Below are 23,756 nucleotides of genomic sequence, written 5' to 3' on the forward strand. Positions count from 1 at the left end.
CTGTAGACTAAAAGGGAGGTAGGCCCCTTGATAGATGTAAATAACTTTGAATATATGAAGATTGGACTTGCTTCACCTGACAAGATTCGTTCTTGGTCATACGGTGAAGTTAAGAAACCAGAAACAATTAACTATCGTACGTTAAAGCCAGAAAAAGACGGCTTGTTCTGTGAGCGTATTTTCGGACCACAAAAGGACTGGGAATGTCATTGCGGAAAATACAAACGTGTACGTTATAAAGGTGTAGTTTGTGATCGATGTGGCGTTGAAGTAACGCGTGCAAAAGTACGTCGTGAACGTATGGGTCATATCGAATTAGCTGCTCCTGTATCTCATATTTGGTATTTCAAAGGTATCCCGAGCCGCATGGGACTTGTCTTAGACATGTCCCCTCGCGCGCTTGAAGAAGTAATTTATTTCGCTTCTTATGTTGTAACAGAAAGTGGAGATACACCACTTGATAAGAAGCAATTACTTTCTGAAAAAGAATACCGTGCATATCGTGATCGATATGGTAGCACATTCCAAGCTGCTATGGGTGCAGAAGCGATTAAAAAGCTATTACAAGACATCGATTTAGATAAAGAAGTAGACTTCTTAAAAGAAGAATTAAAAACAGCACAAGGACAACGCCGTACTCGTGCTATTAAACGTCTAGAAGTATTAGAAGCATTCCGTAACTCTGGAAATGAGCCATCTTGGATGATCTTAGATGTTCTACCAGTAATTCCACCAGAACTACGCCCAATGGTACAGTTAGATGGTGGACGTTTTGCTACTTCTGACTTAAACGACTTATACCGTCGTGTAATTAACCGTAATAACCGTTTAAAACGTCTATTGGACTTAGGTGCACCAAGCATTATCGTTCAAAACGAAAAACGTATGTTACAAGAAGCTGTAGACGCATTAATCGATAATGGTCGTCGTGGCCGTCCAGTTACTGGACCAGGTAACCGTCCATTAAAATCACTATCTCACATGCTTAAAGGTAAACAAGGACGTTTCCGTCAAAACTTATTAGGTAAACGTGTTGACTACTCTGGTCGTTCTGTAATCGTTGTAGGACCGAACTTAAAGATGTATCAATGTGGATTACCGAAAGAGATGGCGCTTGAACTGTTCAAACCTTTCGTAATGAAAGAGTTAGTTGAAAAAGGATTAGCACACAACATTAAGAGTGCGAAACGTAAAATCGAGCGTGTACAACCTGAAGTTTGGGACGTTTTAGAATCTGTGATTAAAGAACATCCAGTACTTCTAAACCGCGCACCAACACTTCACCGTCTTGGTATTCAGGCGTTTGAACCTACATTAGTAGAAGGTCGCGCAATCCGTCTTCACCCACTTGTATGTACTGCATACAACGCGGACTTTGACGGTGACCAAATGGCCGTTCACGTACCTTTATCATCAGAAGCACAAGCAGAAGCTCGTCTTCTTATGTTAGCGGCACAAAACATCTTGAACCCGAAAGACGGTAAACCAGTTGTTACTCCATCTCAGGATATGGTATTAGGTAACTACTACTTAACACTTGAGCGTGAAGGCGCAATCGGTGAAGGTATGGTCTTCAAAGATGCGAACGAAGCATTACTTGCATACCAAAATGGATATGTACATCTTCATACACGTGTTGCAGTAGCTGCAAGCGCAGTAAACAACGCAACATTTACTGAAGAGCAAAAGAGTATGCTTCTATTAACAACAGTTGGTAAATTAATATTCAACGAAATCTTACCAGAGTCGTTCCCTTATATTAATGAACCAACAAATTCAAACCTTGAAAAAGAAACACCAGCGAAATATTTCGTTGAAAAAGGTGCGAACATTAAAGAAATTATTGCTAGTCGCGAAGAAGTGGCGCCATTTAGCAAGAAAATCCTTGGTAACATCATTGCGGAAGTGTTTAAACGTTTCAAAATTACAGAAACGTCTCGCATGCTTGACCGTATGAAAAACTTAGGATTCAAATACTCTACAAAAGCTGGTATTACAGTTGGGGTATCTGACATTCTTGTATTAGGCGAAAAAGATGAAATTCTCCACGAAGCACAAGCAAAAGTAGATAATGTAATTAAACAATTCCGTCGCGGTTTAATCACGGAAGAAGAACGTTACGATCGCGTTATCTCTATTTGGAGTAATGCAAAAGATGTTATCCAAGGAAAACTGATGAAGTCCTTGAATAAACGCAACCCAATCTTCATGATGAGTGATTCTGGTGCCCGTGGTAACGCATCGAACTTTACTCAGCTTGCTGGTATGCGTGGTCTGATGGCCAATCCATCTGGTCGTATCATCGAACTTCCGATCAAATCAAGTTTCCGTGAAGGTTTAACAGTACTTGAGTACTTCATCTCTACGCATGGTGCGCGTAAAGGTCTTGCCGATACAGCACTTAAAACTGCCGATTCTGGTTACTTAACACGTCGTCTTGTTGACGTTGCACAAGATGTAATTGTTCGTGAAGATGATTGTGGAACAGATCGTGGTTTATTAATTGGTGCGATTAAAGAGGGTAATGAAGTTATTGAGTCATTATATGATCGTCTTGTTGGACGTTTTGCAAGAAAAACTGTAAAACATCCTGAAACAGGTGAAGTATTAGTTGCTGAAAATCAATTAATTACTGAAGATATCGCTCATATCGTTGAGAATTCGGGTGTTGAAACTGTAAACATTCGTTCAGCGTTCACGTGTAACACTCGCCATGGTGTATGTAAGAAGTGTTACGGTCGTAACTTAGCAACTGGAACAGACGTAGAAGTAGGGGAAGCGGTAGGTATTATCGCAGCTCAATCTATCGGTGAGCCAGGTACACAGTTAACGATGCGTACGTTCCATACAGGTGGGGTTGCCGGAGATGATATCACTCAAGGTTTACCTCGTATCCAAGAGATCTTCGAAGCTCGTAATCCGAAAGGTCAGGCAGTTATCAGTGAAATCGACGGTGTTATCGCAGCGATCAACGATGTTAAAGATCGCCAAGAAGTAGTTGTACAGGGTGAAGTTGAAGCTCGTACGTATGCTATTCCTTATGGTGCTCGTCTGAAAGTAATTCCAGGACAGCAAATTAGCCACGGTAAAGAGTTAACAGAAGGTTCTATTGATCCGAAAGAATTACTAAAAGTAACGGACATTACGGCAGTTCAAGAATACTTATTACGTGAAGTTCAAAAAGTATACCGTATGCAAGGGGTAGAAATTGGTGACAAGCACGTAGAAGTAATGGTACGCCAAATGTTACGTAAAGTTCGTGTAAGTGATGCAGGTGAAACAGATGTATTACCAGGAACGTTACTAGATATCCATCAGTTTACTGATGCGAATGCGAAGGTGTTACTGCAAGGTAAACAACCAGCAACAGCTAGACCTGTTCTACTTGGTATTACAAAAGCTTCACTTGAAACAGATTCATTCTTATCTGCAGCATCGTTCCAAGAAACAACTCGTGTCTTAACTGATGCAGCGATTAAGGGTAAACGTGATGAGCTTCTAGGATTGAAAGAAAATGTTATTATCGGTAAACTTGTTCCTGCTGGAACAGGTATGAATCGTTATCGCAAAGTGGATCTTGTTAAAACAACACAAGATGACATGAATGTAGAAAACGATGAAGTTTATGTGGAACAGTAAAATTTTCCGTCGTAAATTTTGTATAAAAACAGTTAATCCTAGTTGACATTGTATGAGTCAAAATGTTACTATAAGCAAGGTTGCTCCTGAACGATGCTTTGGAGGATATTTATATGTCTTATCAAAAAGTGTCAAATGCTGAAAATGTGGTCGTTGGTCATAAACGCACATTGGAAGCAATCCAAAATGGTATAGTTAAAGAAGTTGTCATTGCAGAAGATGCTGATATGCGGTTGACCCATGTTATCATTCGTACTGCATTGCAACATAACATACCCATAACAAAAGTTGAATCAGTTCGTAAACTTGGTAAAGTTGCGGGGATTCAAGTAGGAGCTTCAGCAATAGGAATAATAAGTTAAAACTGTTTTTGTGAGGAGAGAGCATTTGCTCTCCCTTGCAAAAACTTTGTTTTCAACTAATAATGAACCACCTGGATATGTGGTCATACAAACATGCGAAGGGAGGATAATCAAATGCCTACTATTAACCAATTAGTGAGAAATGGTCGTACTGATAAAGTATGGAAATCTAAATCACCTGCGTTAAACAAAGGTTTTAACTCTTTAAAGAAAAAATCAACTGATATCTCTGCACCTCAAAAACGTGGTGTATGTACTCGTGTTGGTACAATGACTCCAAAGAAACCTAACTCAGCGTTACGTAAATATGCTCGTGTTCGTTTAACAAATGGTATTGAGGTAACAGCATACATCCCAGGTATCGGTCACAACTTACAAGAGCACAGCGTAGTATTAATTCGCGGCGGTCGTGTAAAAGACTTACCAGGGGTACGTTACCACATCGTTCGTGGTGCGCTTGATACAGCTGGTGTTGACAAGCGTATGCAAGGCCGTTCTAAATACGGTACTAAAAAGCCAAAAGCGGCTAAGAAATAATAACTTTTTAATGAAAGGAGGAACTCAATATGCCTCGTAAAGGACCTGTTGCAAAACGTGACGTGTTACCAGATCCAATGTACAATTCGAAACTAGTAACACGCCTTATCAACAAAATGATGGTTGACGGTAAAAAAGGTAAATCTCAAACAATTCTTTATAATGCGTTCGATATCGTAAGCGAACGTACTGGTAAAGAGCCAATGGAAGTATTCGAGCAAGCTCTTAAGAACATTATGCCTGTTCTTGAAGTACGCGCTCGTCGTGTTGGTGGTGCTAACTACCAAGTTCCAGTTGAGGTTCGTCCAGAACGCCGTACAACTTTAGGTCTTCGTTGGTTAGTAAACTACGCTCGTCTTCGTGGTGAAAAAACTATGGAAGAGCGTCTTGCTAACGAAATCTTAGATGCAGCTAACAACGCTGGTGCATCTGTTAAGAAACGTGAAGACACTCATAAAATGGCAGAAGCTAACAAAGCATTTGCTCATTACCGTTGGTAGGATTCAACGTAAAATAAATGTAAGCATAAACCGCTTTATTTGTCGCTTATGGAAGTGTGGAGAGGGAGAATGCCTCTCCCTTTCGTTGGGCGCTCGTTTTACATAATGAGGGTACTGGACATACTGACATGTGTAACAATATAAAGTGGCTTTTTTGCTACTTAAAATAAAAAAATCCAATCCATATATGGAAGGAGCAAGACACCAAATGGCAAGAGAGTTCTCTTTAGAAAACACTCGTAATATTGGTATCATGGCTCACATCGATGCTGGTAAAACAACAGCTACTGAACGTATTCTGTACTACACAGGACGTATTCACAAAATCGGTGAAACTCACGAAGGTGCATCTCAGATGGACTGGATGGAGCAAGAGCAAGAGCGTGGTATCACAATTACTTCTGCTGCAACTACAGCACAATGGAAAGGTCACCGTGTAAACATCATTGACACTCCAGGTCACGTAGATTTCACAGTAGAAGTAGAACGTTCTTTACGCGTACTTGATGGCGCAGTAGCAGTACTTGATGCACAATCTGGTGTAGAACCACAAACAGAAACTGTTTGGCGTCAGGCTACTACTTACGGCGTACCTCGTATCGTATTCGTTAACAAAATGGATAAAATCGGTGCAGATTTCTTATACTCTGTAGGAACAATCCACGATCGTTTACAAGCAAACGCACACCCAATTCAGTTACCAATCGGTGCTGAAGATGAGTTCAATGGTATCATTGACCTTGTTGAAGAATGTGCTTACATGTACGGTAACGATTTAGGAACAGACATTCAACGTGTTGAAATTCCTGAAGAGCACAAAGAACTAGCTGAAGAATACCGTGGAAAACTTATTGAAGCGGTAGCTGAGCTTGATGAAGAAATGATGATGAAGTACCTAGAAGGTGAAGAAATCACTGTAGAAGAGCTTAAAGCTGGTATCCGTAAGGCTACAACTTCTGTAGAATTCTTCCCAGTAATCTGTGGTTCTGCATTCAAAAACAAAGGTGTTCAAATTCTGTTAGACGCAGTTATCGACTACCTACCATCTCCATTAGATGTACCTGCAATCAAAGGTACTCTTCCGGATACAGATGAAGAAGTAGAACGTAAGTCTAGCGATGAAGAACCATTCGCAGCTTTAGCATTCAAAATCATGACTGACCCTTATGTTGGTAAGTTAACGTTCTTCCGTGTGTACTCTGGTGTGTTAAACTCTGGATCATACGTGAAAAACTCAACTAAAGGTAAGCGTGAGCGTGTAGGTCGTATCCTACAAATGCACGCTAACAGCCGTGAAGAGATTTCAACAGTTTACGCTGGTGATATCGCTGCTGCTGTAGGTTTAAAAGATACTACTACTGGTGATACTCTTTGTGACGAGAAGAGCCTTGTTATCCTTGAGTCTATGGAATTCCCAGAGCCAGTTATCTCTGTAGCTATCGAACCAAAATCAAAAGCTGACCAAGATAAAATGGGTACAGCATTATCTAAGCTTTCTGAAGAAGATCCAACATTCCGTGCTCACACTGACCAAGAAACTGGCCAAACAATCATCGCTGGTATGGGTGAACTTCACCTTGATATCATCGTTGACCGTATGCGCCGTGAATTCAAAGTTGAAGCAAACGTTGGTGCTCCTCAGGTAGCATACCGTGAAACTTTCCGCGCTGCTGCGAAAGTTGAAGGTAAGTTCGCTCGTCAATCTGGTGGACGTGGACAATTCGGTCACGTTTGGATTGAGTTTGAACCTAACGAAGAAGGTAAAGGATTCGAATTCGAAAACAAGATCGTCGGTGGTGTAGTTCCACGTGAATACATCCCAGCTGTTGGAGCAGGTCTTGAAGATGCACTTAAAAATGGTGTACTAGCTGGTTATCCACTAGTTGACATTAAAGCTGCATTAGTTGACGGATCTTACCATGATGTCGATTCATCTGAGATGGCGTTCAAAATCGCTGCATCTATGGCACTTAAAGCTGCGGTTTCTAAATGTAGCCCAGTAATTCTTGAGCCAATGATGAAAGTTGAAGTTGTAATTCCTGAAGAGTACATGGGTGACATTATGGGTGACGTAACATCTCGTCGTGGACGTGTAGAAGGTATGGAAGCTCGCGGTAACGCTCAAGTTGTTCGCGCTATGGTTCCACTTTCTGAAATGTTCGGTTATGCAACGTCATTACGTTCTAACACTCAAGGACGCGGAACATTCTCTATGGTGTTTGACCACTATGAAGAAGTACCAAAGTCTGTTTCTGAAGAAATTATCAAAAAAAATAAAGGTGAATAATTGATTTTTATCGATTCTTCACGTATAACTACTTATGTAAGCTTAGAAAGTGGGACGCAAGTTTCACTTTCTAGCCTAAATATAAAATAACCTATATAAACTAAGGAGGAATTTAGAATGGCTAAAGCTAAATTCGAACGTTCTAAACCCCATGTTAACATCGGTACAATCGGCCACGTTGACCATGGTAAAACTACATTAACTGCTGCGATCACTACAGTACTTGCAAAAGCTGGTGGTGCTGAAGCACGCGGATACGATCAAATCGATGCTGCTCCAGAAGAAAGAGAGCGCGGTATCACAATCTCAACTGCACACGTTGAGTACGAAACTGAAACTCGTCACTATGCACACGTTGACTGCCCAGGTCACGCTGACTATGTTAAAAACATGATCACTGGTGCTGCTCAAATGGACGGCGGTATCTTAGTAGTATCTGCTGCTGATGGCCCAATGCCTCAAACTCGTGAGCACATCCTTCTTTCTCGTCAAGTAGGTGTACCTTACATCGTTGTATTCTTAAACAAATGCGACATGGTAGACGACGAAGAATTATTAGAATTAGTAGAAATGGAAGTTCGCGACCTATTATCTGAATACGGATTCCCAGGCGACGACATTCCTGTAATCAAAGGTTCTGCTCTTAAAGCTCTTCAAGGAGAAGCTGATTGGGAAGCAAAAATCATTGAATTAATGGCTGAAGTTGATGCTTACATCCCAACTCCAGAACGTGAAACTGACAAACCATTCTTAATGCCTGTAGAGGACGTATTCTCTATCACAGGTCGTGGTACAGTTGCTACTGGTCGTGTTGAGCGCGGTATCGTTAAAGTTGGTGACGTAGTAGAAATCATCGGTCTTGCTGAAGAAAATGCTTCTACAACTGTAACTGGTGTAGAGATGTTCCGTAAACTTCTTGACCAAGCTCAAGCTGGAGACAACATCGGTGCTTTACTTCGTGGGGTTGCTCGTGAAGACATCCAACGTGGACAAGTACTTGCAAAAAGCGGTTCTGTAAAAGCTCATGCTAAATTCAAAGCTGAAGTTTTCGTATTATCTAAAGAAGAAGGTGGACGTCACACTCCATTCTTCGCTAACTACCGTCCTCAGTTCTACTTCCGTACAACTGACGTAACTGGTATCATCCAATTACCAGAAGGTACTGAAATGGTAATGCCTGGTGACAACATCGAAATGACTATCGAACTTATCGCTCCAATCGCTATCGAAGAGGGAACTAAATTCTCTATTCGTGAAGGTGGACGTACAGTAGGTTACGGTGTAGTTGCTACTATCGTTGAGTAATCTTAACTGATATAAAAAACCCCAAGGGATTTTCTCTTGGGGTTTTTGTTTGCGTTTATATAATGAATGAGATCATATTTTTATGTTTTGACGAGTTTCTTCTATAGTATATAAAAAGCAATAAACAAAACCCAGAAACTGTAAAATGAATTCTGGTAGATGAAAACTTGAAATTCTTTAAAGTGCCATGTATAATAGCAAAAGTAGAGAAAAGCAGATGCAAACAAAAAGATGCTTGCATCTAGACGAATAACATTGTATAATAGACAATGTTGGTCTTTGACTGCGATGAAGTGGAAGGTTGCTGACACACCCGGCCGCTTTGCCATGGCATGGTGTGGGGAAATTTCCATGGAGAAGGTCTATTTTAGAAATAGGCGAACGAAGGAGGGAAAATAATGGCAAAAGAAAAAATTCGTATCCGTTTAAAAGCTTACGATCACCGTATTCTTGATCAGTCAGCTGAGAAAATTGTAGAAACAGCTAAGCGTTCTGGGGCAACAGTTTCTGGTCCGATCCCATTACCAACTGAAAAAACTGTTTACACAATTCTTCGTGCTGTTCATAAGTACAAAGATTCTCGTGAGCAATTCGAAATGCGCACGCACAAACGTCTAATCGACATCGTGAGTCCTACTCCACAAACAGTAGATTCATTAATGCGTTTAGACTTACCATCTGGTGTAGATATCGAAATCAAACTATAATTTATATAACTTAAAAATGTAGGAGGTGTAACTCATGACCAAAGGAATCTTAGGAAGAAAGATCGGTATGACTCAAGTATTTGCTGAGAACGGTGAGTTAATCCCAGTAACAGTTATCGCTGCTAATCCAAACGTTGTTCTTCAAAAGAAAACAACTGAAACTGATGGCTACAATGCAATCCAGTTAGGATTTGAAGATAAACGTGAAAAGTTAACTAACAAACCTGAACAAGGCCACACTGCTAAAGCATCTACAACTCCTAAGCGCTTCATTCGCGAAATCCGCGATGCAGACGTGGACGGATTAGAGGTTGGTCAAGAGGTAAAAGTTGACGTATTCGCTACAGGTGAAATCGTTGATGTAACAGGAATTTCTAAAGGTAAAGGTTTCCAAGGTGTTATCAAACGCCACGGACAATCTCGCGGACCTATGTCTCATGGTTCTCGCTATCACCGTCGTCCAGGTTCAATGGGCCCAGTTGCTCCGAACCGTGTATTCAAAGGCAAAAAACTTGCTGGACGTATGGGTGGAGACCAAGTTACTATCCAAAACTTAGAAATCGTTCAAGTTGACACTGAGCGCAACTTATTATTAGTAAAAGGTAACGTTCCAGGTGCTAAGAAATCTCTTGTAGTTGTTCAAGGCGCTGTGAAGGTTAGCAAATAATTCACAATAGGAAGGAGGAATTCCAATGCCAAAAGTTACTGTATATAACCAAACTGGTTCACAGGTTGGTGAAATCGAATTAGCTGAAGCTATTTTCGGTATCGAACCAAATGAAGCTGTACTTTTCGAAGCTGTAATGATGCAACGTGCATCTTTACGTCAAGGTACACACAAAGTAAAAACTCGCTCTGAAGTTCGCGGTGGTGGTCGTAAACCATGGCGTCAAAAAGGAACTGGACGTGCTCGCCAAGGGTCTATCCGCTCTCCTCAATGGCGTGGTGGTGGTACGGTATTCGGACCTACACCAAGAAGCTATGCGTACAAACTTCCTAAGAAAGTTCGTCGTTTAGCAATCAAATCTGCATTAGCTACTAAAGTAGTTGAGAACAACATTGTAGTTCTTGAAGACCTAGTGTTAAATGCTCCAAAAACAAAAGACATGCTAGCAGTACTTAAAGGATTAACTGTTGAGAAGAAAGCTCTTATCGTAACTGCTGATGCAAACGAATCTGTAGAGTTATCTGCTCGCAATATCCCTGGAGTAACAGTAATCACTGCTGATGGCGTAAACGTTTTAGACGTGCTTCATCATGATAAGCTAATCATGACAAAAGCGGCAGTGGAAAAAGTAGAGGAGGTGCTTGCATAATGAGAGATCCTCGTGATATCATTAAGCGCCCAGTTATCACTGAACGTTCTATGGAAATGATGGCTGAAAAAAAATACACGTTCGATGTGGACGTTAAATCTAATAAAACAGAAGTTAAAGATGCTCTTGAAGCGATCTTTGGTGTTAAAGTAGAAAAAGTGAACATCATGAACTACAAGCCGAAAGCAAAACGCGTTGGTCGTCACGCTGGTTTTACTAGCCGTCGTCGTAAAGCAATCGTTAAGCTAACTGCTGACAGCAAAGAAATCGAAATCTTCCAAGGCGTTTAATTCTTACTAAAGAAGGAGGGAAATTGAGATGGGAATTAAAAAGTATAATCCAACTACTAACGGTCGTCGTAATATGACTACGAATGATTTCGCTGAAATCACGACTGACAGACCCGAAAAGTCATTACTTGCTCCTTTAAGCAAGAAGGCTGGTCGTAATAACCAAGGTAAAATTACTGTACGTCATCAAGGTGGCGGACATAAGCGTCAATACCGTATCATCGACTTTAAGCGTAACAAAGATGGAATTCCAGGACGCGTTGCTACGATCGAATACGATCCAAACCGCTCTGCGAATATCGCATTAATTAACTACGTTGACGGTGAAAAACGTTACATTCTTGCTCCTAAGAACTTAGAAGTAGGTATGGAGGTTATGTCTGGCCCAGAAGCTGACATCAAAATCGGTAACGCATTACCATTAATCAACATTCCAGTAGGTACTGTTGTTCATAACATCGAGCTTAAGCCTGGTCGTGGCGGACAATTAGTTCGTTCTGCTGGTACATCTGCTCAAGTACTTGGTAAAGAAGGTAAATACGTACTTGTACGTTTAACTTCTGGTGAAGTACGTCTTGTATTATCTGCTTGTCGCGCTTCAATCGGTCAAGTAGGTAACGAACAACACGAACTTATCAAAATCGGTAAAGCAGGTCGCTCTCGCTGGTTAGGTAAACGCCCAACAGTTCGTGGTTCTGTAATGAACCCAGTTGATCACCCACACGGTGGTGGTGAAGGACGTTCTCCAATCGGACGTAAGTCTCCAATGTCTCCATGGGGTAAACCAACTCTTGGATTCAAGACTCGTAAGAAAAACAAAGCGTCTGACAAATTCATCGTTCGTCGTCGCAAAAAATAATGGGATTGTAGTACGGTTCATTTCTAGAACCGTACGCCAATCACGAAGGGAGGCACCAAAATGGCTCGTAGCTTAAAAAAAGGACCATTTGTCGATGATCATTTAATGAGCAAAATGGAAAAATTAGTTGCATCTGAGCAAAAACAAGTTGTTAAAACTTGGTCTCGCCGTTCAACAATCTTCCCTCAGTTCATCGGACACACAATCGCTGTATATGACGGTCGTAAACACGTACCTGTGTACATCACTGAGGACATGGTTGGCCACAAGTTAGGTGAATTCGCACCAACTCGTACGTATAAAGGTCATGATGCTGACGATAAGAAAACTAGAAGATAATGAGAGGAGGCACTTCAATGCAAGCTAAAGCAGTAGCGAGAACAGTTCGTATTGCTCCTCGTAAAGTTCGTTTAGTTGTAGACTTAATCCGAGGTAAGCAAGTGGGTGAAGCGATTGCTATCCTTAACCACACACCAAAAACTGCTTCTCCAGTTGTAGAAAAAGTTTTAAAATCTGCAATCGCAAATGCAGAGCACAATTATGAAATGGACATTAACAACCTAGTTGTTGAGAAAGTTTTCGTTGACGAAGGTCCTACGTTAAAACGTTTCCGTCCACGTGCAATGGGTCGTGCAAGCCAAATTAACAAACGCACAAGCCACATCACAGTTGTGGTATCAGAAAAGAAGGAGGGATAATCGATGGGTCAAAAGGTTAATCCAATTGGTCTTCGTGTCGGCGTTATCCGTGACTGGGAATCTCGTTGGTTCGCTGAGAAAGATTACGCTACATTATTACATGAAGACATCAAAATCCGTGAGTACATTAATGTACGCTTAAAAGATTCTGCTGTTGCTAAAGTAGAAATCGAACGTGCAGCAAATCGTGTAAATGTTACAATTCACACTGCAAAACCTGGTATGGTAATTGGTAAAGGTGGTACTGAAGTTGAAGCACTTCGTAAAGCTCTTAACCAATTAACAGGCAAGCGTGTACACATCAACATTTTAGAAGTTAAGAGAGCTGATCTTAACGCTAAATTAGTAGGCGAAAACATCGCTCGTCAATTAGAAAACCGTGTATCATTCCGTCGTGCACAAAAGCAAGTTATTCAACGTGCTATGCGTGCAGGTGCTAAAGGTATTAAAACACAGGTTTCTGGTCGTCTTGGCGGAGCTGATATCGCTCGTGCAGAATCTTACAGTGAAGGAACTGTTCCACTTCATACACTTCGCGCTGATATTGACTATGCAGCAGTTGAAGCTGATACAACATACGGTAAATTAGGCGTAAAAGTATGGATCTACCGTGGAGAAGTCCTTCCTACAAAAAAGAAAGCTTCTGAGGAAGGAGGAAAATAATATGTTAATGCCAAAACGCGTAAAATATCGTAGAGAGCATCGTGGTAAAATGCGTGGTCGTGCTAAAGGTGGAACTGAAGTTGCTTTCGGTGAATTCGGTTTACAAGCACAAGCTGCTTCATGGATTACAAACCGTCAAATCGAAGCTGCTCGTCGTGCAATGACTCGTTACATGAAACGTGGCGGTAAAGTATGGATTAAAATTTTCCCTTCTAAACCTTACACTGCAAAACCTCTAGAAGTACGTATGGGTTCCGGTAAAGGGGCACCAGAAGGCTGGGTAGCAGTAGTAAAACCTGGGAAAATTATGTTCGAAATCGCGGGTGTATCTGAAGAGGTAGCACGCGAAGCATTACGTCTTGCAGCTCACAAGTTACCTGTGAAATGTAAATTCGTAAAACGTGAAGAAAATGGTGGTGAATCTAATGAAAACTAATGATATTCGTGAATTAACCACTGCCGAAATCGAAACAAAAGTTAAAGCTTTAAAGGAAGAGTTGTTTAATCTTCGCTTCCAACTTGCTACAGGACAATTAGAGAATCCAACTCGCATTCGTGAAGTGCGTAAAGCAATTGCTCGTATGAAAACTGTAGTTCGTGAAAGAGAGATCGGAATTAATCGATAAATTGAGGGGAGGTTTGCATAGTGAGCGAACGTAACCAACGCAAAGTTTATACTGGTCGTGTTGTGTCTGACAAAATGGACAAAACGATTACAGTTTTAGTTGAAACTTACAAAACTCATTCCTTGTACGGAAAACGTGTTAAGTATTCTAAGAAGTACAAAGCCCATGATGAGCAAAACCAAGCGAAACTTGGCGATATCGTTAAAATCATGGAAACTCGCCCGCTTTCTGCTACTAAGCGTTTCCGTTTAGTTGAAATCGTTGAAGAAGCGGTTATTATCTAAATAGACGAATCGGAATTTTTAGTCCGAAGGGAGGTTTCATAACATGATCCAACAAGAATCTCGTTTGAAAGTTGCTGACAACTCTGGTGCACGTGAACTTTTAACAATCAAAGTATTAGGCGGCTCTGGTCGTAAATATGCTAACATTGGTGACATTATCGTTGCTACGGTAAAACAAGCAACACCAGGTGGCGTTGTTAAAAAAGGTGACGTTGTTAAAGCGGTAGTAGTACGTACGAAGAGCGGAGCTCGTCGTCCGGACGGTTCTTACATCAAATTTGATGAAAACGCAGCGGTTATCATTAAAGACGATAAGAGCCCACGTGGTACTCGTATCTTCGGACCAGTAGCTCGTGAATTACGTGATAGCAACTTCATGAAGATCGTTTCTTTAGCTCCAGAAGTTCTATAATTTAAGGTATTGCCTTGCTAAGGAGGTGCAGAATTAAGATGCATGTAAAAAAAGGTGATAAAGTACAGGTAATCACTGGTAAAGACAAAGGAAAACAAGGCGTTATCCTTGTGGCTTTCCCAAAGCAAAACCGTGTTATCGTTGAGGGTGTCAATATCGTTAAGAAGCACTCTAAGCCATCTCAATTAAATCCACAAGGTGGAATTATTACTAAAGAAGCACCTATTCACGTTTCTAACGTTATGATTTTAGATCCGAAAACAGGTGAACCTACTCGCGTAGGCTTCAAAGTAGAAGATGGTAAAAAAGTTCGTATTGCAAAAAAATCTGGTGAATTATTAGATAAATAATTTTCTTAAGAAAGGAGGTCACTTCATTGAATCGCCTTAAAGAGAAGTTCCAAAAGGAAATTACTCCTGCTCTAGTGAGCAAGTTTAACTATAAATCTGTGATGGAAGTACCGAAAATCGAAAAGATCGTAATCAACACTGGTGTTGGTGACGCGGTATCTAACTCAAAAGCTTTAGACAATGCAGTAGAAGAATTAACACAAATCGCAGGTCAAAAACCTGTTGTAACTCGTGCTAAAAAATCAATCGCTGGTTTCCGTCTTCGTGAAGGTATGCCAATCGGTGCGAAAGTAACTTTACGCGGCGAGCAAATGTATGAGTTCTTCGACAAATTAGTATCAGTTTCTTTACCACGTGTACGTGATTTCCGTGGTGTTTCTAAGAAATCATTCGATGGTCGTGGAAACTACACATTAGGTGTTAAAGAGCAACTTATTTTCCCTGAGATTGATTATGATAAAGTAAGCAAAGTCCGCGGTATGGACATCGTAATCGTTACTACAGCGAAAACTGATGAAGAAGCTCGTGAACTGTTAACACAATTCGGTATGCCATTCCAAAAATAATGGAAGCCAACGCTAAGTAGAGGAGGCGAAAACGTGGCTAAAAAATCTATGATAGCGAAACAAAAGCGTACTCCTAAGTTTAAAGTACAAGAGTATACACGTTGCGAACGCTGCGGTCGTCCGCATTCTGTATACCGCAAATTTAAACTTTGCCGTATTTGTTTCCGTGAACTTGCATATAAAGGTCAAATTCCTGGTGTTAAAAAAGCTAGTTGGTAAAACCCACAAATGGGAAGGAGGTAAAACACATGGTGATGACAGATCCAATTGCAGACATGCTTACTCGCATCCGTAATGCGAACATGGTACGTCATGAGAAATTAGAGGTTCCTGCTTCTAAAATCAAAAAAGAGATCGCTGAACTTTTAAAACGTGAAGGTTTCATTCGTGATGTAGAATACATCGAGGATAACAAACAAGGTATCCTTCGTATTTTCCTGAAATATGGTGCAAACAATGAACGTGTAATCACTGGATTAAAACGTATCAGTAAGCCTGGCTTACGCGTTTACGCTAAAGCTGACGAAGTACCACGTGTACTTAACGGATTAGGTATCGCTCTTGTTTCTACATCTAAGGGAGTAATGACAGACAAAGACGCTCGTCAATTACAAACTGGTGGAGAAGTAGTAGCATACGTTTGGTAATATATATTTAAAACGAACGGAGGTGTGACCACATGTCTCGTATTGGTAAAAAGATTCTTGAAATCCCTGCAGGTGTTACTATTACAGTTGCAGAAGACAATACTGTAACAGTAAAAGGCCCTAAAGGTGAATTAACTCGTACTTTCAATGCTGATATGCTTATCAAAATTGAAGAGAATACATTAACAGTTGAGCGTCCATCTGAACAGAAGGAACACCGTGCATTACACGGTACAACTCGTGCTTTAATCGGAAATATGGTTGAAGGTGTAACTGAAGGTTTCGCACGCGGACTTGAATTAGTCGGTGTTGGTTACCGTGCTCAAAAACAAGGTGATAAACTTGTATTAAGCGTAGGTTATTCTCATCCAGTAGAAATGACTCCGGAAGCAGGTCTTGAAGTTGAAGTACCTGCACCAACAAAGATCGTAATCAAAGGTATCGACAAGCAACGTGTTGGCGAATTCGCTGCTAACATCCGCGCTGTACGTGCTCCTGAGCCTTACAAAGGTAAAGGTATTCGTTACGAAGGCGAAGTTGTTCGTCGTAAAGAAGGTAAAACTGCTAAGTAAACCCGTTAGGTGAGAGAAAGGAGTGACAAGAATGATCACTAAAGCTGATAAAAATGCGACTCGTAAGAAAAGACATGCACGTGTACGTGCTAAACTTACTGGTACTGCAGAGCGTCCACGTTTAAACGTGTTCCGTTCTAACCAACATATTTACGCTCAAGTTATTGATGATGTGAATGGTGTAACGTTAGTAAGTGCATCTACTCTTGATAAAGACCTTGCTCTTAACGGTACTAGCAATATTGAAGCTGCTACGAAAGTTGGAGAATCAGTTGCTAAGCGTGCTGTAGAGAAAGGCGTTAAAGAAGTAGTATTTGATCGCGGTGGTTACTTATACCATGGCCGTGTTAAAGCTCTAGCTGAAGCTGCTCGTGAGGCTGGATTACAATTTTAATGGTCAAAGGAGGGAAAATTGATGCATCGCATTGACCCAAGTAAATTAGAACTTGAAGAACGTGTAGTTACGATAAATCGTGTCGCGAAAGTTGTTAAGGGTGGTCGTCGTTTCCGCTTTGCTGCACTAGTTGTAGTTGGCGATAAAAACGGTCATGTTGGATTCGGTACTGGTAAAGCACAAGAGGTACCAGACGCAATCCGCAAAGCTATCGAAGACGCTAAGAAAAACTTAATCGCTGTACCATTAGTTGGTACAACAATTCCACACACAATCAACGGTCATTTTGGCGCTGGTGAAGTATTCTTAAAGCCTGCTGCTGAGGGTACTGGTGTTATTGCTGGTGGACCTGTTCGTGCGGTCCTTGAATTAGCTGGTGTACAAGATATTCTTTCGAAATCTCTTGGTTCTAACACACCAATCAACATGATTCGCGCTACTGTGAACGGATTAAGCGAACTTAAGCGCGCTGAAGATGTTGCAAAATTACGCGGTAAATCTGTAGAAGAGCTACTAGGTTAAGGAGGGAAAACAAATGGCGAAAAAGTTAGAAATTACCCTCACTCGTAGTGTAATTGGTCGTCCACAAGATCAACGTGCGACGGTAGAAGCTTTAGGTCTTAAAAAGTTGAATTCAACTGTAGTTAAGGAAGAAACTCCTGCTATTCTTGGTATGATCAACAAAGTTTCTCACCTTGTAACTGTAAAAGAAGCTTAAGGATAACTCATTAATATAAGGAGGTGCCTGGGAATGAAACTTCATGAATTAAAACCTGCAGAAGGTTCTCGTAAAGTACGTAACCGTGTCGGTCGTGGTATCGGTTCTGGTAACGGTAAAACTGCTGGTAAAGGTCATAAAGGACAAAACGCACGTTCTGGCGGCGGTGTTCGTCTTGGCTTCGAAGGTGGTCAAACTCCATTATTCCGTCGTTTACCAAAACGCGGCTTCACAAACATTAACCGTAAAGAGTTTGCTATTGTAAACTTATCAACGTTAAATCGTTTTGAAGATGGTACAGAAGTAACACCTGAATTATTGCTGGAAACTGGCGTTATCAGCAAATTAAACGACGGTGTTAAAATTCTTGCAAGCGGCGCAGTAGAGAAAAAACTAACTGTTAAAGCGCACAAGTTCTCTTCAAGTGCTAAAGAAGCAATTGAAGCAGCTGGCGGATCAGTTGAGGTGATCTAATGTTTCGTACAATCTCCAACTTTATGCGCGTTGCTGAGATAAGACGTAAAATATTATTCACTTTAGCGATGTTAATCGTATTCAGGATTGGCACGTTTATCCCCGTGCCATTTACAAATGGAGACGTACTGAAGGCACAAGATCAATTAAATGCTTTAGGTATTCTAAATACATTTGGCGGTGGAGCCTTGAAAAACTTCTCCATCTTTGCGATGGGAATCATGCCGTATATTACAGCATCCATCATCGTGCAATTATTGCAGATGGATGTTGTTCCTAAATTTTCGGAATGGTCGAAGCAAGGTGAAATGGGCCGTCGTAAATTAACGCAATTCACGCGTTATTTTACAATTGTTCTTGCGTTTATTCAGGGGTTTGGTATGTCAATCGGTTTTAACGGTATGGTAGGTGGGCAATTAATTTTGAATCCTGGTTGGAGCACTTATTTATACATTGCTACGGTACTGACTGCTGGTACTGCATTTTTAATGTGGTTAGGCGAACAGATTACAGCTAAAGGTGTAGGTAATGGTATTTCCATCCTTATCTTTGGTGGTATTGCCGCAGCGATCCCAAGTGTTATATCTCAAGTGTATCAGCAACAGTTTCAAAATATCGGAGATCAATTGTTCATGAGTATCGTTAAAGTTGCATTGATCTTACTAGCTGTGCTAGCAGTTATTGTGGGTGTTATCTTCATTCAACAGGCTGTTAGAAAGATCCCAATTCAATATGCGAAGCGTGTAACAGGAGGAAATGGTGGTTATGCTGGAGCACAAAACACACATTTACCGCTTAAGGTAAATAGTGCTGGTGTTATTCCAGTAATTTTTGCTGTTTCATTCTTAATTACGCCTCCCACTATTGCACAGTTCTTCCCGAAACATGATGTATCGCAGTGGATTATTGCTAACTTTAACTATTCTCACCCAGTGGGAATGATTATATATGTTGCGCTCATTGTAGCCTTCACATATTTCTATGCGTTTGTTCAGGTTAATCCAGAGCAAATGTCAGAGAATCTAAACAAGCAAGGTGGATATGTTCCAGGTATTCGTCCGGGTAAGAATACGGAACAATATCTAACAAAAATATTGTATCGTTTGACCTTTGTAGGATCAATTTTCCTAGCAGCGATTGCAATCTTACCAGTTATCTTTACGAAGCTGGGAAATCTTCCTCCATCTGCACAGATCGGTGGAACGAGTATGTTAATCGTTGTCGGCGTTGCTTTAGAAACAATGAAGCAGCTAGAAAGCCAACTGGTAAAACGCCATTACAAAGGGTTTATCAAGCAGTGAGTAAGTGGGAAGTATTGTCTTCCCTACATGCTCATGTACTCTGAGGGGGAACAAGGATGAACTTAATTTTAATGGGGCTTCCTGGTGCTGGTAAAGGTACACAAGCCGAACAGATTGTTGCCAAGTATAACATCCCTCACATCTCAACAGGAGATATGTTCCGTGCAGCTATGAAGGCTGAAACTGAAATGGGTTTACAAGCAAAATCTTTTATTGATAAAGGTGCACTTGTTCCAGATGAAGTTACAATCGGAATCGTTCGTGAACGTTTAAGTCAAGAAGACTGCGTAAAAGGCTTCTTACTAGATGGTTTCCCACGAACTGTTGCACAAGCATCAGCTCTTGAAGAGATTATGAAAGATCTTGGCAAAAAAATCGACTATGTTTTAAACATTAATGTGGATTCAGGGTTGTTATTAAAACGTCTTACAGGCCGTCGCATTTGTAAAGAGTGCGGTGCGACTTACCACTTAGAATTCAATGCGCCAGCAAAAGTTGACGTGTGCGATAAATGTGGTGGCGAATTATATCAACGCTCTGATGACAATGAAGAAACTGTAGCAAATCGCTTAGATGTAAATATTAAGCAAACAAAACCTTTGCTTGATTTCTACGAGGAGCTTGGTTACCTACAAAGCATTAATGGTGAGCAAGATATCAATAAAGTATTTGCTGATATCGATGTTCTCATCGGAGGCTTAGCGTAATGATAATCTGCAAAACTCCTCGCGAGATAGAAATCATGCGAGAAGCTGGCAGGATCGTTGCTTTAACTCATCAGGAGTTAAAACAGCACATTACTCCAGGAATTACAACGAAAGAGCTCGATCAAATAGCGGAAAAGACGATTCAAAAATATGGTGCTACGCCATCTTTTAAAGGATACAACGGATTTCCGGGGAGCATATGTGCTTCTGTAAATGAAGAGCTTGTACACGGAATTCCAGGGAAGCGCAAACTCAAAGAGGGCGATATCATCAGTATCGATATTGGTGCGAAATACAATGGGTACCATGGAGATTCTGCATGGACGTATCCAGTTGGAAACATTTCTGAATCTGTTCAAAAGCTACTTGATGTCACAGAAAAATCGTTGTATCTTGGTCTAGAACAAGTAAAACCAGGCGAGAGATTATCAAATATCTCACATGCGGTTCAAACCCATGCTGAAGAGAATGGATTCTCGATCGTTAGGGAGTATGTTGGTCACGGAATCGGGCAAGACTTACATGAGGACCCTCAAATCCCGCACTATGGTCCACCAAATAGAGGCCCTAGATTAAAGCCGGGAATGGTCATCTGTGTTGAGCCGATGGTGAATCAAGGAAGACGATATGTAAAAACACTATCTGATGACTGGACAGTGGTAACGGTAGATGGTAAATGGTGTGCCCATTTTGAGCACACGATTGCTCTTACAGAAGCAGGATACGAAATCCTTACCACTTTATAAGTAGCTGGCTCTCCGGGATTTCAGAGCAGTGTAAAATGTTACTGATTTGAAGAAGGGAGAACTATTGAATGGCTAAAGATGATGTAATTGAAGTCGAAGGTACCGTTCTTGAAACGTTGCCAAATGCTATGTTCAAAGTAGAATTAGAGAATGGGCATGTCGTATTGGCTCACGTTTCTGGTAAAATCCGTATGAACTTCATTCGTATTTTACCAGGAGACAAAGTTACGGTAGAATTATCTCCGTACGATTTAAATCGTGGTCGTATTACGTACCGTTTTAAATAATATAGCACTCCGTAATCTTTAAGGAGGTTCGAGACATGAAAGTAAGACCGTCAGTTAAACCAATCTGCGAAAAATGTAAAGTTATTCGTAGACGTGGAAAAGTAATGGTTATTTGTGAAAACCCTAAACATAAACAAAAACAAGGTTAATCAGAAGGAGGTGCATTCGTAATGGCACGTATCGCAGGTGTAGATATTCCTCGAGACAAACGCGTTGTTATTTCTTTAACTTACGTATTCGGCATTGGTCGCACAACTGCTGAAAAAATTCTTGCTGAAGCAGGTATTTCTGAAGAAACACGAGTTCGTGATTTAACGGAAGACGAATTAGGACGTATCCGTGATATCATCGATCGTATTAAAGTTGAGGGAGACCTTCGTCGTGAAGTATCTCTTAACATTAAACGTCTAATGGAGATCGGTTCTTACCGTGGTCTTCGTCACCGTCGTGGTTTACCAGTTCGTGGTCAAAACTCTAAAAACAATGCTCGTACACGTAAAGGTCCACGTCGTACAGTAGCAAATAAAAAGAAATAATAAGTAAAGGAGGTTGAACTAACAATGGCACGTAAAACAAACACTCGTAAAAAACGTGTGAAAAAGAATATTGAAGCTGGTATAGCTCATATTCGTTCTACTTTCAACAACACAATCGTAACTCTTACAGATACTCACGGTAACGCACTTTCTTGGTCTAGTGCTGGTGCACTTGGTTTCCGTGGATCTCGTAAATCGACTCCATTCGCTGCGCAAATGGCTGCTGAAACTGCTGCTAAAGCTGCAATGGAGCACGGTTTAAAAACTTTAGAGGTTACTGTTAAAGGTCCTGGTGCTGGTCGTGAAGCTGCAATTCGTGCTCTTCAAGCTGCAGGTCTAGAAGTAACAGCAATTAGAGATGTTACTCCAGTTCCTCATAATGGATGTCGTCCACCAAAACGTCGTCGTGTGTAATTTTTCTGTATAGAATTTTCCCTTTTGTCTATAATGGATATGATGCATTATCGAGAAATTTCGTACAGAAACATCGCTTGTTGTGCACAATCGGGAACTGCCTAAGGGGGACTTTCGGTTAGACAGGGGTTATACCTTTGTTTAACCGGGGTTTCGACGTTTTGAAGGAGGGTTTAGTTAATGATTGAAATCGAAAAGCCGAAAATCGAAACGGTTGAACTTAACGAAGATGCTAAATATGGTAAATTCGTAATTGAACCGCTTGAGCGTGGATATGGTACTACTTTGGGTAACTCCTTACGTCGTATTCTTTTATCCTCACTCCCTGGTGCCGCTGTTACTGCTATCCAAATCGATGGCGTATTACATGAATTTTCAACAGTTGAGGGCGTAGTAGAAGACGTTACGACGATCATCTTAAACTTGAAAAAGTTAGCTCTTAAAATCTACTCTGAAGAAGAGAAGACGTTGGAAATTGATGTGCAGGGCGAAGGTATTGTCACAGCTGCTGATATTACTCACGATAGTGATGTAGAAATCTTAAATCCAGATTTACACATTGCAACGTTAGCAAAAGATGCGCATTTCCGCGTGCGTTTAACTGCAAAGCGTGGCCGTGGGTATACGCCAGCTGATGCAAATAAAAGCGAAGATCAACCAATAGGAGTAATTCCTATTGATTCTATTTATACTCCGGTATCACGTGTGACTTACCAAGTGGAAAAGACACGTGTCGGACAAGTGGCTAATTATGATAAGCTTACGCTTGATGTATGGACGGATGGAAGCATCGGGCCAAAAGAAGCTATCTCTTTAGGTGCCAAAATCTTAACTGAGCATTTAAATATCTTTGTTGGTTTAACTGATGAAGCACAAAATGCTGAGATTATGGTCGAGAAGGAAGAAGATCAAAAAGAGAAAGTTCTTGAGATGACTATCGAAGAACTAGACCTTTCTGTTCGTTCTTATAATTGCCTAAAACGTGCAGGAATTAATACTGTACAAGAGCTTGCGAACAAAACAGAAGAAGATATGATGAAAGTTCGTAACTTAGGACGTAAATCCTTAGAAGAAGTTAAACATAAACTTGAGGAATTAGGTTTAGGTTTACGTAAAGACGACTGAGGATTTAAACCCATCAACAAAGGAGGGAACTACGAATGGCATACAGAAAATTAGGCCGTACAAGTGCGCAACGTAAAGCTATGTTACGTGACTTAGCTACTGATTTAATTATCAACGAGCGCATCCAAACGACAGAAACTCGTGCAAAAGAACTTCGTTCTGTAGTGGAAAAAATGATCACTTTAGGTAAACGCGGAGATCTTCATGCTCGTCGTCAAGCAGCAGCTTTCATTCGCAATGAAGTAGCTAACGCTGAGACTGGTCAAGATGCACTTCAAAAATTATTCGCTGATGTAGCTCCACGCTATGCTGAGCGCCAAGGCGGATACACTCGTATTGCAAAAATTGGTCCACGTCGCGGAGACGCAGCACCAATGGTAATTATCGAGTTAGTATAATGATAATTAAAAGGGCAGGACAGTTCTTTTCAAGAA

General features: G+C 40.9%; 36 protein-coding genes. All 36 read left to right on the forward strand.

Features of this window, described 5'->3' with window-relative positions:
* The first annotated feature begins 27 nt into the window (after window positions 1–27).
* The 36 genes from rpoC (at window position 28) to rplQ (ending at window position 23,720) form a co-directional block, all read left to right on the forward strand.
* Window positions 28–3,639 (forward strand): DNA-directed RNA polymerase subunit beta', encoded by a 3,612-nt coding sequence (gene rpoC / locus AAG068_RS00635; protein ID WP_048526366.1) that lies wholly within the window; start codon window positions 28–30, stop codon window positions 3,637–3,639.
* Between the two features lie 113 nt (window positions 3,640–3,752).
* Window positions 3,753–4,001 (forward strand): ribosomal L7Ae/L30e/S12e/Gadd45 family protein, encoded by a 249-nt coding sequence (locus tag AAG068_RS00640; protein WP_342716613.1) that lies wholly within the window; start codon window positions 3,753–3,755, stop codon window positions 3,999–4,001.
* A gap of 114 nt (window positions 4,002–4,115) precedes the next feature.
* Window positions 4,116–4,538, forward strand: a complete 423-nt coding sequence (rpsL, locus tag AAG068_RS00645) for a 30S ribosomal protein S12 (protein ID WP_001142340.1) — start codon at window positions 4,116–4,118, stop codon at window positions 4,536–4,538.
* Between the two features lie 29 nt (window positions 4,539–4,567).
* Complete coding sequence (rpsG, locus tag AAG068_RS00650; protein ID WP_001137493.1) at window positions 4,568–5,038, forward strand: 30S ribosomal protein S7; 471 nt, start codon at window positions 4,568–4,570, stop codon at window positions 5,036–5,038.
* A 208-nt stretch (window positions 5,039–5,246) separates the two neighbouring features.
* Window positions 5,247–7,325: an elongation factor G gene (fusA, locus tag AAG068_RS00655; RefSeq protein ID WP_000090370.1), complete on the forward strand. Its 2,079-nt coding sequence runs from the start codon at window positions 5,247–5,249 to the stop codon at window positions 7,323–7,325.
* 117 nt (window positions 7,326–7,442) lie between these two features.
* The gene (gene tuf, locus AAG068_RS00660) at window positions 7,443–8,630 is read left to right on the forward strand and encodes an elongation factor Tu (protein ID WP_001029614.1); all 1,188 of its coding nucleotides are present in this window, start codon (window positions 7,443–7,445) and stop codon (window positions 8,628–8,630) included.
* Between the two features lie 398 nt (window positions 8,631–9,028).
* Window positions 9,029–9,337, forward strand: a complete 309-nt coding sequence (gene rpsJ, locus AAG068_RS00665) for a 30S ribosomal protein S10 (protein WP_001040596.1) — start codon at window positions 9,029–9,031, stop codon at window positions 9,335–9,337.
* Between the two features lie 34 nt (window positions 9,338–9,371).
* Complete coding sequence (gene rplC, locus AAG068_RS00670; protein WP_000160207.1) at window positions 9,372–10,004, forward strand: 50S ribosomal protein L3; 633 nt, start codon at window positions 9,372–9,374, stop codon at window positions 10,002–10,004.
* Between the two features lie 25 nt (window positions 10,005–10,029).
* Entirely contained in the window at window positions 10,030–10,653 is a 624-nt protein-coding gene (rplD, locus tag AAG068_RS00675; RefSeq protein WP_001127258.1) for a 50S ribosomal protein L4, read from the forward strand.
* Window positions 10,653–10,943, forward strand: a complete 291-nt coding sequence (gene rplW, locus AAG068_RS00680) for a 50S ribosomal protein L23 (RefSeq protein WP_001205558.1) — start codon at window positions 10,653–10,655, stop codon at window positions 10,941–10,943. The genes rplD and rplW overlap by 1 nt, the downstream gene beginning before the upstream one ends.
* A 28-nt stretch (window positions 10,944–10,971) precedes the next feature.
* Entirely contained in the window at window positions 10,972–11,802 is an 831-nt protein-coding gene (gene rplB / locus AAG068_RS00685) for a 50S ribosomal protein L2 (protein WP_000511582.1), read from the forward strand.
* A 60-nt stretch (window positions 11,803–11,862) separates the two neighbouring features.
* Window positions 11,863–12,141, forward strand: coding sequence for a 30S ribosomal protein S19 (rpsS, locus tag AAG068_RS00690; protein WP_098669541.1), 279 nt, complete (start codon window positions 11,863–11,865; stop codon window positions 12,139–12,141).
* Between the two features lie 17 nt (window positions 12,142–12,158).
* On the forward strand, window positions 12,159–12,500 hold the full coding sequence (gene rplV / locus AAG068_RS00695; protein ID WP_001148024.1) for a 50S ribosomal protein L22: 342 nt from the start codon (window positions 12,159–12,161) through the stop codon (window positions 12,498–12,500).
* A gap of 3 nt (window positions 12,501–12,503) precedes the next feature.
* Window positions 12,504–13,163, forward strand: coding sequence for a 30S ribosomal protein S3 (gene rpsC, locus AAG068_RS00700; protein ID WP_000529956.1), 660 nt, complete (start codon window positions 12,504–12,506; stop codon window positions 13,161–13,163).
* Window position 13,164: 1 nt separating this feature from the next.
* Complete coding sequence (rplP, locus tag AAG068_RS00705) at window positions 13,165–13,599, forward strand: 50S ribosomal protein L16 (RefSeq protein ID WP_000928971.1); 435 nt, start codon at window positions 13,165–13,167, stop codon at window positions 13,597–13,599.
* Window positions 13,589–13,789, forward strand: coding sequence for a 50S ribosomal protein L29 (gene rpmC, locus AAG068_RS00710; protein ID WP_000855718.1), 201 nt, complete (start codon window positions 13,589–13,591; stop codon window positions 13,787–13,789). Before rplP ends, rpmC begins: the two co-directional genes overlap by 11 nt.
* Window positions 13,790–13,809: 20 nt before the next feature.
* Entirely contained in the window at window positions 13,810–14,073 is a 264-nt protein-coding gene (gene rpsQ, locus AAG068_RS00715) for a 30S ribosomal protein S17 (RefSeq protein ID WP_000004106.1), read from the forward strand.
* A gap of 43 nt (window positions 14,074–14,116) precedes the next feature.
* Window positions 14,117–14,485 carry a 50S ribosomal protein L14 gene (rplN, locus tag AAG068_RS00720; RefSeq protein ID WP_000615912.1) on the forward strand — a complete coding sequence of 123 codons (369 nt, stop codon included), beginning with the start codon at window positions 14,117–14,119 and terminating at the stop codon, window positions 14,483–14,485.
* A 38-nt stretch (window positions 14,486–14,523) separates the two neighbouring features.
* Window positions 14,524–14,835, forward strand: coding sequence for a 50S ribosomal protein L24 (gene rplX, locus AAG068_RS00725; RefSeq protein WP_000558200.1), 312 nt, complete (start codon window positions 14,524–14,526; stop codon window positions 14,833–14,835).
* Between the two features lie 26 nt (window positions 14,836–14,861).
* A complete protein-coding gene (gene rplE / locus AAG068_RS00730) occupies window positions 14,862–15,401 on the forward strand; it encodes a 50S ribosomal protein L5 (RefSeq protein WP_001080829.1) in 540 nt (179 codons plus the stop codon).
* Between the two features lie 33 nt (window positions 15,402–15,434).
* On the forward strand, window positions 15,435–15,620 hold the full coding sequence (gene rpsN, locus AAG068_RS00735) for a 30S ribosomal protein S14 (RefSeq protein WP_001085700.1): 186 nt from the start codon (window positions 15,435–15,437) through the stop codon (window positions 15,618–15,620).
* Between the two features lie 29 nt (window positions 15,621–15,649).
* A complete protein-coding gene (gene rpsH / locus AAG068_RS00740) occupies window positions 15,650–16,048 on the forward strand; it encodes a 30S ribosomal protein S8 (protein ID WP_000245511.1) in 399 nt (132 codons plus the stop codon).
* Window positions 16,049–16,080: 32 nt separating this feature from the next.
* A complete protein-coding gene (gene rplF, locus AAG068_RS00745; protein ID WP_000086558.1) occupies window positions 16,081–16,620 on the forward strand; it encodes a 50S ribosomal protein L6 in 540 nt (179 codons plus the stop codon).
* 31 nt (window positions 16,621–16,651) lie between these two features.
* Window positions 16,652–17,014 carry a 50S ribosomal protein L18 gene (gene rplR / locus AAG068_RS00750; protein ID WP_000628816.1) on the forward strand — a complete coding sequence of 121 codons (363 nt, stop codon included), beginning with the start codon at window positions 16,652–16,654 and terminating at the stop codon, window positions 17,012–17,014.
* 21 nt (window positions 17,015–17,035) lie between these two features.
* Window positions 17,036–17,536 (forward strand): 30S ribosomal protein S5, encoded by a 501-nt coding sequence (gene rpsE, locus AAG068_RS00755; protein ID WP_000554646.1) that lies wholly within the window; start codon window positions 17,036–17,038, stop codon window positions 17,534–17,536.
* Window positions 17,537–17,549: 13 nt separating this feature from the next.
* Complete coding sequence (gene rpmD, locus AAG068_RS00760) at window positions 17,550–17,732, forward strand: 50S ribosomal protein L30 (RefSeq protein WP_001085234.1); 183 nt, start codon at window positions 17,550–17,552, stop codon at window positions 17,730–17,732.
* A 33-nt stretch (window positions 17,733–17,765) separates the two neighbouring features.
* Entirely contained in the window at window positions 17,766–18,206 is a 441-nt protein-coding gene (gene rplO / locus AAG068_RS00765) for a 50S ribosomal protein L15 (RefSeq protein ID WP_000766080.1), read from the forward strand.
* Window positions 18,206–19,507, forward strand: coding sequence for a preprotein translocase subunit SecY (secY, locus tag AAG068_RS00770; RefSeq protein WP_000490117.1), 1,302 nt, complete (start codon window positions 18,206–18,208; stop codon window positions 19,505–19,507). The genes rplO and secY overlap by 1 nt, the downstream gene beginning before the upstream one ends.
* Before the next feature lie 56 nt (window positions 19,508–19,563).
* Window positions 19,564–20,214 (forward strand): adenylate kinase, encoded by a 651-nt coding sequence (locus AAG068_RS00775; RefSeq protein WP_098669539.1) that lies wholly within the window; start codon window positions 19,564–19,566, stop codon window positions 20,212–20,214.
* Complete coding sequence (map, locus tag AAG068_RS00780) at window positions 20,214–20,960, forward strand: type I methionyl aminopeptidase (protein ID WP_000582539.1); 747 nt, start codon at window positions 20,214–20,216, stop codon at window positions 20,958–20,960. The genes AAG068_RS00775 and map overlap by 1 nt, the downstream gene beginning before the upstream one ends.
* Window positions 20,961–21,028: 68 nt before the next feature.
* Window positions 21,029–21,247: a translation initiation factor IF-1 gene (gene infA, locus AAG068_RS00785; RefSeq protein ID WP_001029884.1), complete on the forward strand. Its 219-nt coding sequence runs from the start codon at window positions 21,029–21,031 to the stop codon at window positions 21,245–21,247.
* A gap of 35 nt (window positions 21,248–21,282) precedes the next feature.
* Entirely contained in the window at window positions 21,283–21,396 is a 114-nt protein-coding gene (gene rpmJ / locus AAG068_RS00790; RefSeq protein WP_000868344.1) for a 50S ribosomal protein L36, read from the forward strand.
* 21 nt (window positions 21,397–21,417) lie between these two features.
* Window positions 21,418–21,783: a 30S ribosomal protein S13 gene (gene rpsM, locus AAG068_RS00795; RefSeq protein WP_000090788.1), complete on the forward strand. Its 366-nt coding sequence runs from the start codon at window positions 21,418–21,420 to the stop codon at window positions 21,781–21,783.
* Between the two features lie 24 nt (window positions 21,784–21,807).
* Window positions 21,808–22,197: a 30S ribosomal protein S11 gene (rpsK, locus tag AAG068_RS00800; RefSeq protein WP_000101798.1), complete on the forward strand. Its 390-nt coding sequence runs from the start codon at window positions 21,808–21,810 to the stop codon at window positions 22,195–22,197.
* 180 nt (window positions 22,198–22,377) lie between these two features.
* Window positions 22,378–23,322 (forward strand): DNA-directed RNA polymerase subunit alpha, encoded by a 945-nt coding sequence (locus AAG068_RS00805; protein ID WP_000569643.1) that lies wholly within the window; start codon window positions 22,378–22,380, stop codon window positions 23,320–23,322.
* Window positions 23,323–23,357: 35 nt separating this feature from the next.
* Window positions 23,358–23,720 carry a 50S ribosomal protein L17 gene (rplQ, locus tag AAG068_RS00810; RefSeq protein ID WP_000331490.1) on the forward strand — a complete coding sequence of 121 codons (363 nt, stop codon included), beginning with the start codon at window positions 23,358–23,360 and terminating at the stop codon, window positions 23,718–23,720.
* Window positions 23,721–23,756 lie beyond the last annotated feature (36 nt).

The organism is Bacillus paramycoides, from assembly GCF_038971285.1.
Classification (GTDB): Bacteria; Bacillota; Bacilli; order Bacillales; family Bacillaceae_G; genus Bacillus_A.

What these genes read in the sequence shown, in the direction of transcription:
- AAG068_RS00640 (WP_342716613.1), top strand. Translation starts at nt 3,753, where the DNA reads ATGTCTTATCAAAAAGTGTCAAATGCTGAAAATGTGGTCGTTGGTCAT.
- rpsL (WP_001142340.1), top strand. Translation starts at nt 4,116, where the DNA reads ATGCCTACTATTAACCAATTAGTGAGAAATGGTCGTACTGATAAAGTA.
- rpsG (WP_001137493.1), top strand. Translation starts at nt 4,568, where the DNA reads ATGCCTCGTAAAGGACCTGTTGCAAAACGTGACGTGTTACCAGATCCA.
- fusA (WP_000090370.1), top strand. Translation starts at nt 5,247, where the DNA reads ATGGCAAGAGAGTTCTCTTTAGAAAACACTCGTAATATTGGTATCATG.
- tuf (WP_001029614.1), top strand. Translation starts at nt 7,443, where the DNA reads ATGGCTAAAGCTAAATTCGAACGTTCTAAACCCCATGTTAACATCGGT.
- rpsJ (WP_001040596.1), top strand. Translation starts at nt 9,029, where the DNA reads ATGGCAAAAGAAAAAATTCGTATCCGTTTAAAAGCTTACGATCACCGT.
- rplC (WP_000160207.1), top strand. Translation starts at nt 9,372, where the DNA reads ATGACCAAAGGAATCTTAGGAAGAAAGATCGGTATGACTCAAGTATTT.
- rplD (WP_001127258.1), top strand. Translation starts at nt 10,030, where the DNA reads ATGCCAAAAGTTACTGTATATAACCAAACTGGTTCACAGGTTGGTGAA.
- rplW (WP_001205558.1), top strand. Translation starts at nt 10,653, where the DNA reads ATGAGAGATCCTCGTGATATCATTAAGCGCCCAGTTATCACTGAACGT.
- rplB (WP_000511582.1), top strand. Translation starts at nt 10,972, where the DNA reads ATGGGAATTAAAAAGTATAATCCAACTACTAACGGTCGTCGTAATATG.
- rpsS (WP_098669541.1), top strand. Translation starts at nt 11,863, where the DNA reads ATGGCTCGTAGCTTAAAAAAAGGACCATTTGTCGATGATCATTTAATG.
- rplV (WP_001148024.1), top strand. Translation starts at nt 12,159, where the DNA reads ATGCAAGCTAAAGCAGTAGCGAGAACAGTTCGTATTGCTCCTCGTAAA.
- rpsC (WP_000529956.1), top strand. Translation starts at nt 12,504, where the DNA reads ATGGGTCAAAAGGTTAATCCAATTGGTCTTCGTGTCGGCGTTATCCGT.
- rplP (WP_000928971.1), top strand. Translation starts at nt 13,165, where the DNA reads ATGTTAATGCCAAAACGCGTAAAATATCGTAGAGAGCATCGTGGTAAA.
- rpmC (WP_000855718.1), top strand. Translation starts at nt 13,589, where the DNA reads ATGAAAACTAATGATATTCGTGAATTAACCACTGCCGAAATCGAAACA.
- rplN (WP_000615912.1), top strand. Translation starts at nt 14,117, where the DNA reads ATGATCCAACAAGAATCTCGTTTGAAAGTTGCTGACAACTCTGGTGCA.
- rplX (WP_000558200.1), top strand. Translation starts at nt 14,524, where the DNA reads ATGCATGTAAAAAAAGGTGATAAAGTACAGGTAATCACTGGTAAAGAC.
- rpsH (WP_000245511.1), top strand. Translation starts at nt 15,650, where the DNA reads ATGGTGATGACAGATCCAATTGCAGACATGCTTACTCGCATCCGTAAT.
- rplF (WP_000086558.1), top strand. Translation starts at nt 16,081, where the DNA reads ATGTCTCGTATTGGTAAAAAGATTCTTGAAATCCCTGCAGGTGTTACT.
- rplR (WP_000628816.1), top strand. Translation starts at nt 16,652, where the DNA reads ATGATCACTAAAGCTGATAAAAATGCGACTCGTAAGAAAAGACATGCA.
- rpsE (WP_000554646.1), top strand. Translation starts at nt 17,036, where the DNA reads ATGCATCGCATTGACCCAAGTAAATTAGAACTTGAAGAACGTGTAGTT.
- rpmD (WP_001085234.1), top strand. Translation starts at nt 17,550, where the DNA reads ATGGCGAAAAAGTTAGAAATTACCCTCACTCGTAGTGTAATTGGTCGT.
- rplO (WP_000766080.1), top strand. Translation starts at nt 17,766, where the DNA reads ATGAAACTTCATGAATTAAAACCTGCAGAAGGTTCTCGTAAAGTACGT.
- secY (WP_000490117.1), top strand. Translation starts at nt 18,206, where the DNA reads ATGTTTCGTACAATCTCCAACTTTATGCGCGTTGCTGAGATAAGACGT.
- AAG068_RS00775 (WP_098669539.1), top strand. Translation starts at nt 19,564, where the DNA reads ATGAACTTAATTTTAATGGGGCTTCCTGGTGCTGGTAAAGGTACACAA.
- map (WP_000582539.1), top strand. Translation starts at nt 20,214, where the DNA reads ATGATAATCTGCAAAACTCCTCGCGAGATAGAAATCATGCGAGAAGCT.
- infA (WP_001029884.1), top strand. Translation starts at nt 21,029, where the DNA reads ATGGCTAAAGATGATGTAATTGAAGTCGAAGGTACCGTTCTTGAAACG.
- rpmJ (WP_000868344.1), top strand. Translation starts at nt 21,283, where the DNA reads ATGAAAGTAAGACCGTCAGTTAAACCAATCTGCGAAAAATGTAAAGTT.
- rpsM (WP_000090788.1), top strand. Translation starts at nt 21,418, where the DNA reads ATGGCACGTATCGCAGGTGTAGATATTCCTCGAGACAAACGCGTTGTT.
- rpsK (WP_000101798.1), top strand. Translation starts at nt 21,808, where the DNA reads ATGGCACGTAAAACAAACACTCGTAAAAAACGTGTGAAAAAGAATATT.
- AAG068_RS00805 (WP_000569643.1), top strand. Translation starts at nt 22,378, where the DNA reads ATGATTGAAATCGAAAAGCCGAAAATCGAAACGGTTGAACTTAACGAA.
- rplQ (WP_000331490.1), top strand. Translation starts at nt 23,358, where the DNA reads ATGGCATACAGAAAATTAGGCCGTACAAGTGCGCAACGTAAAGCTATG.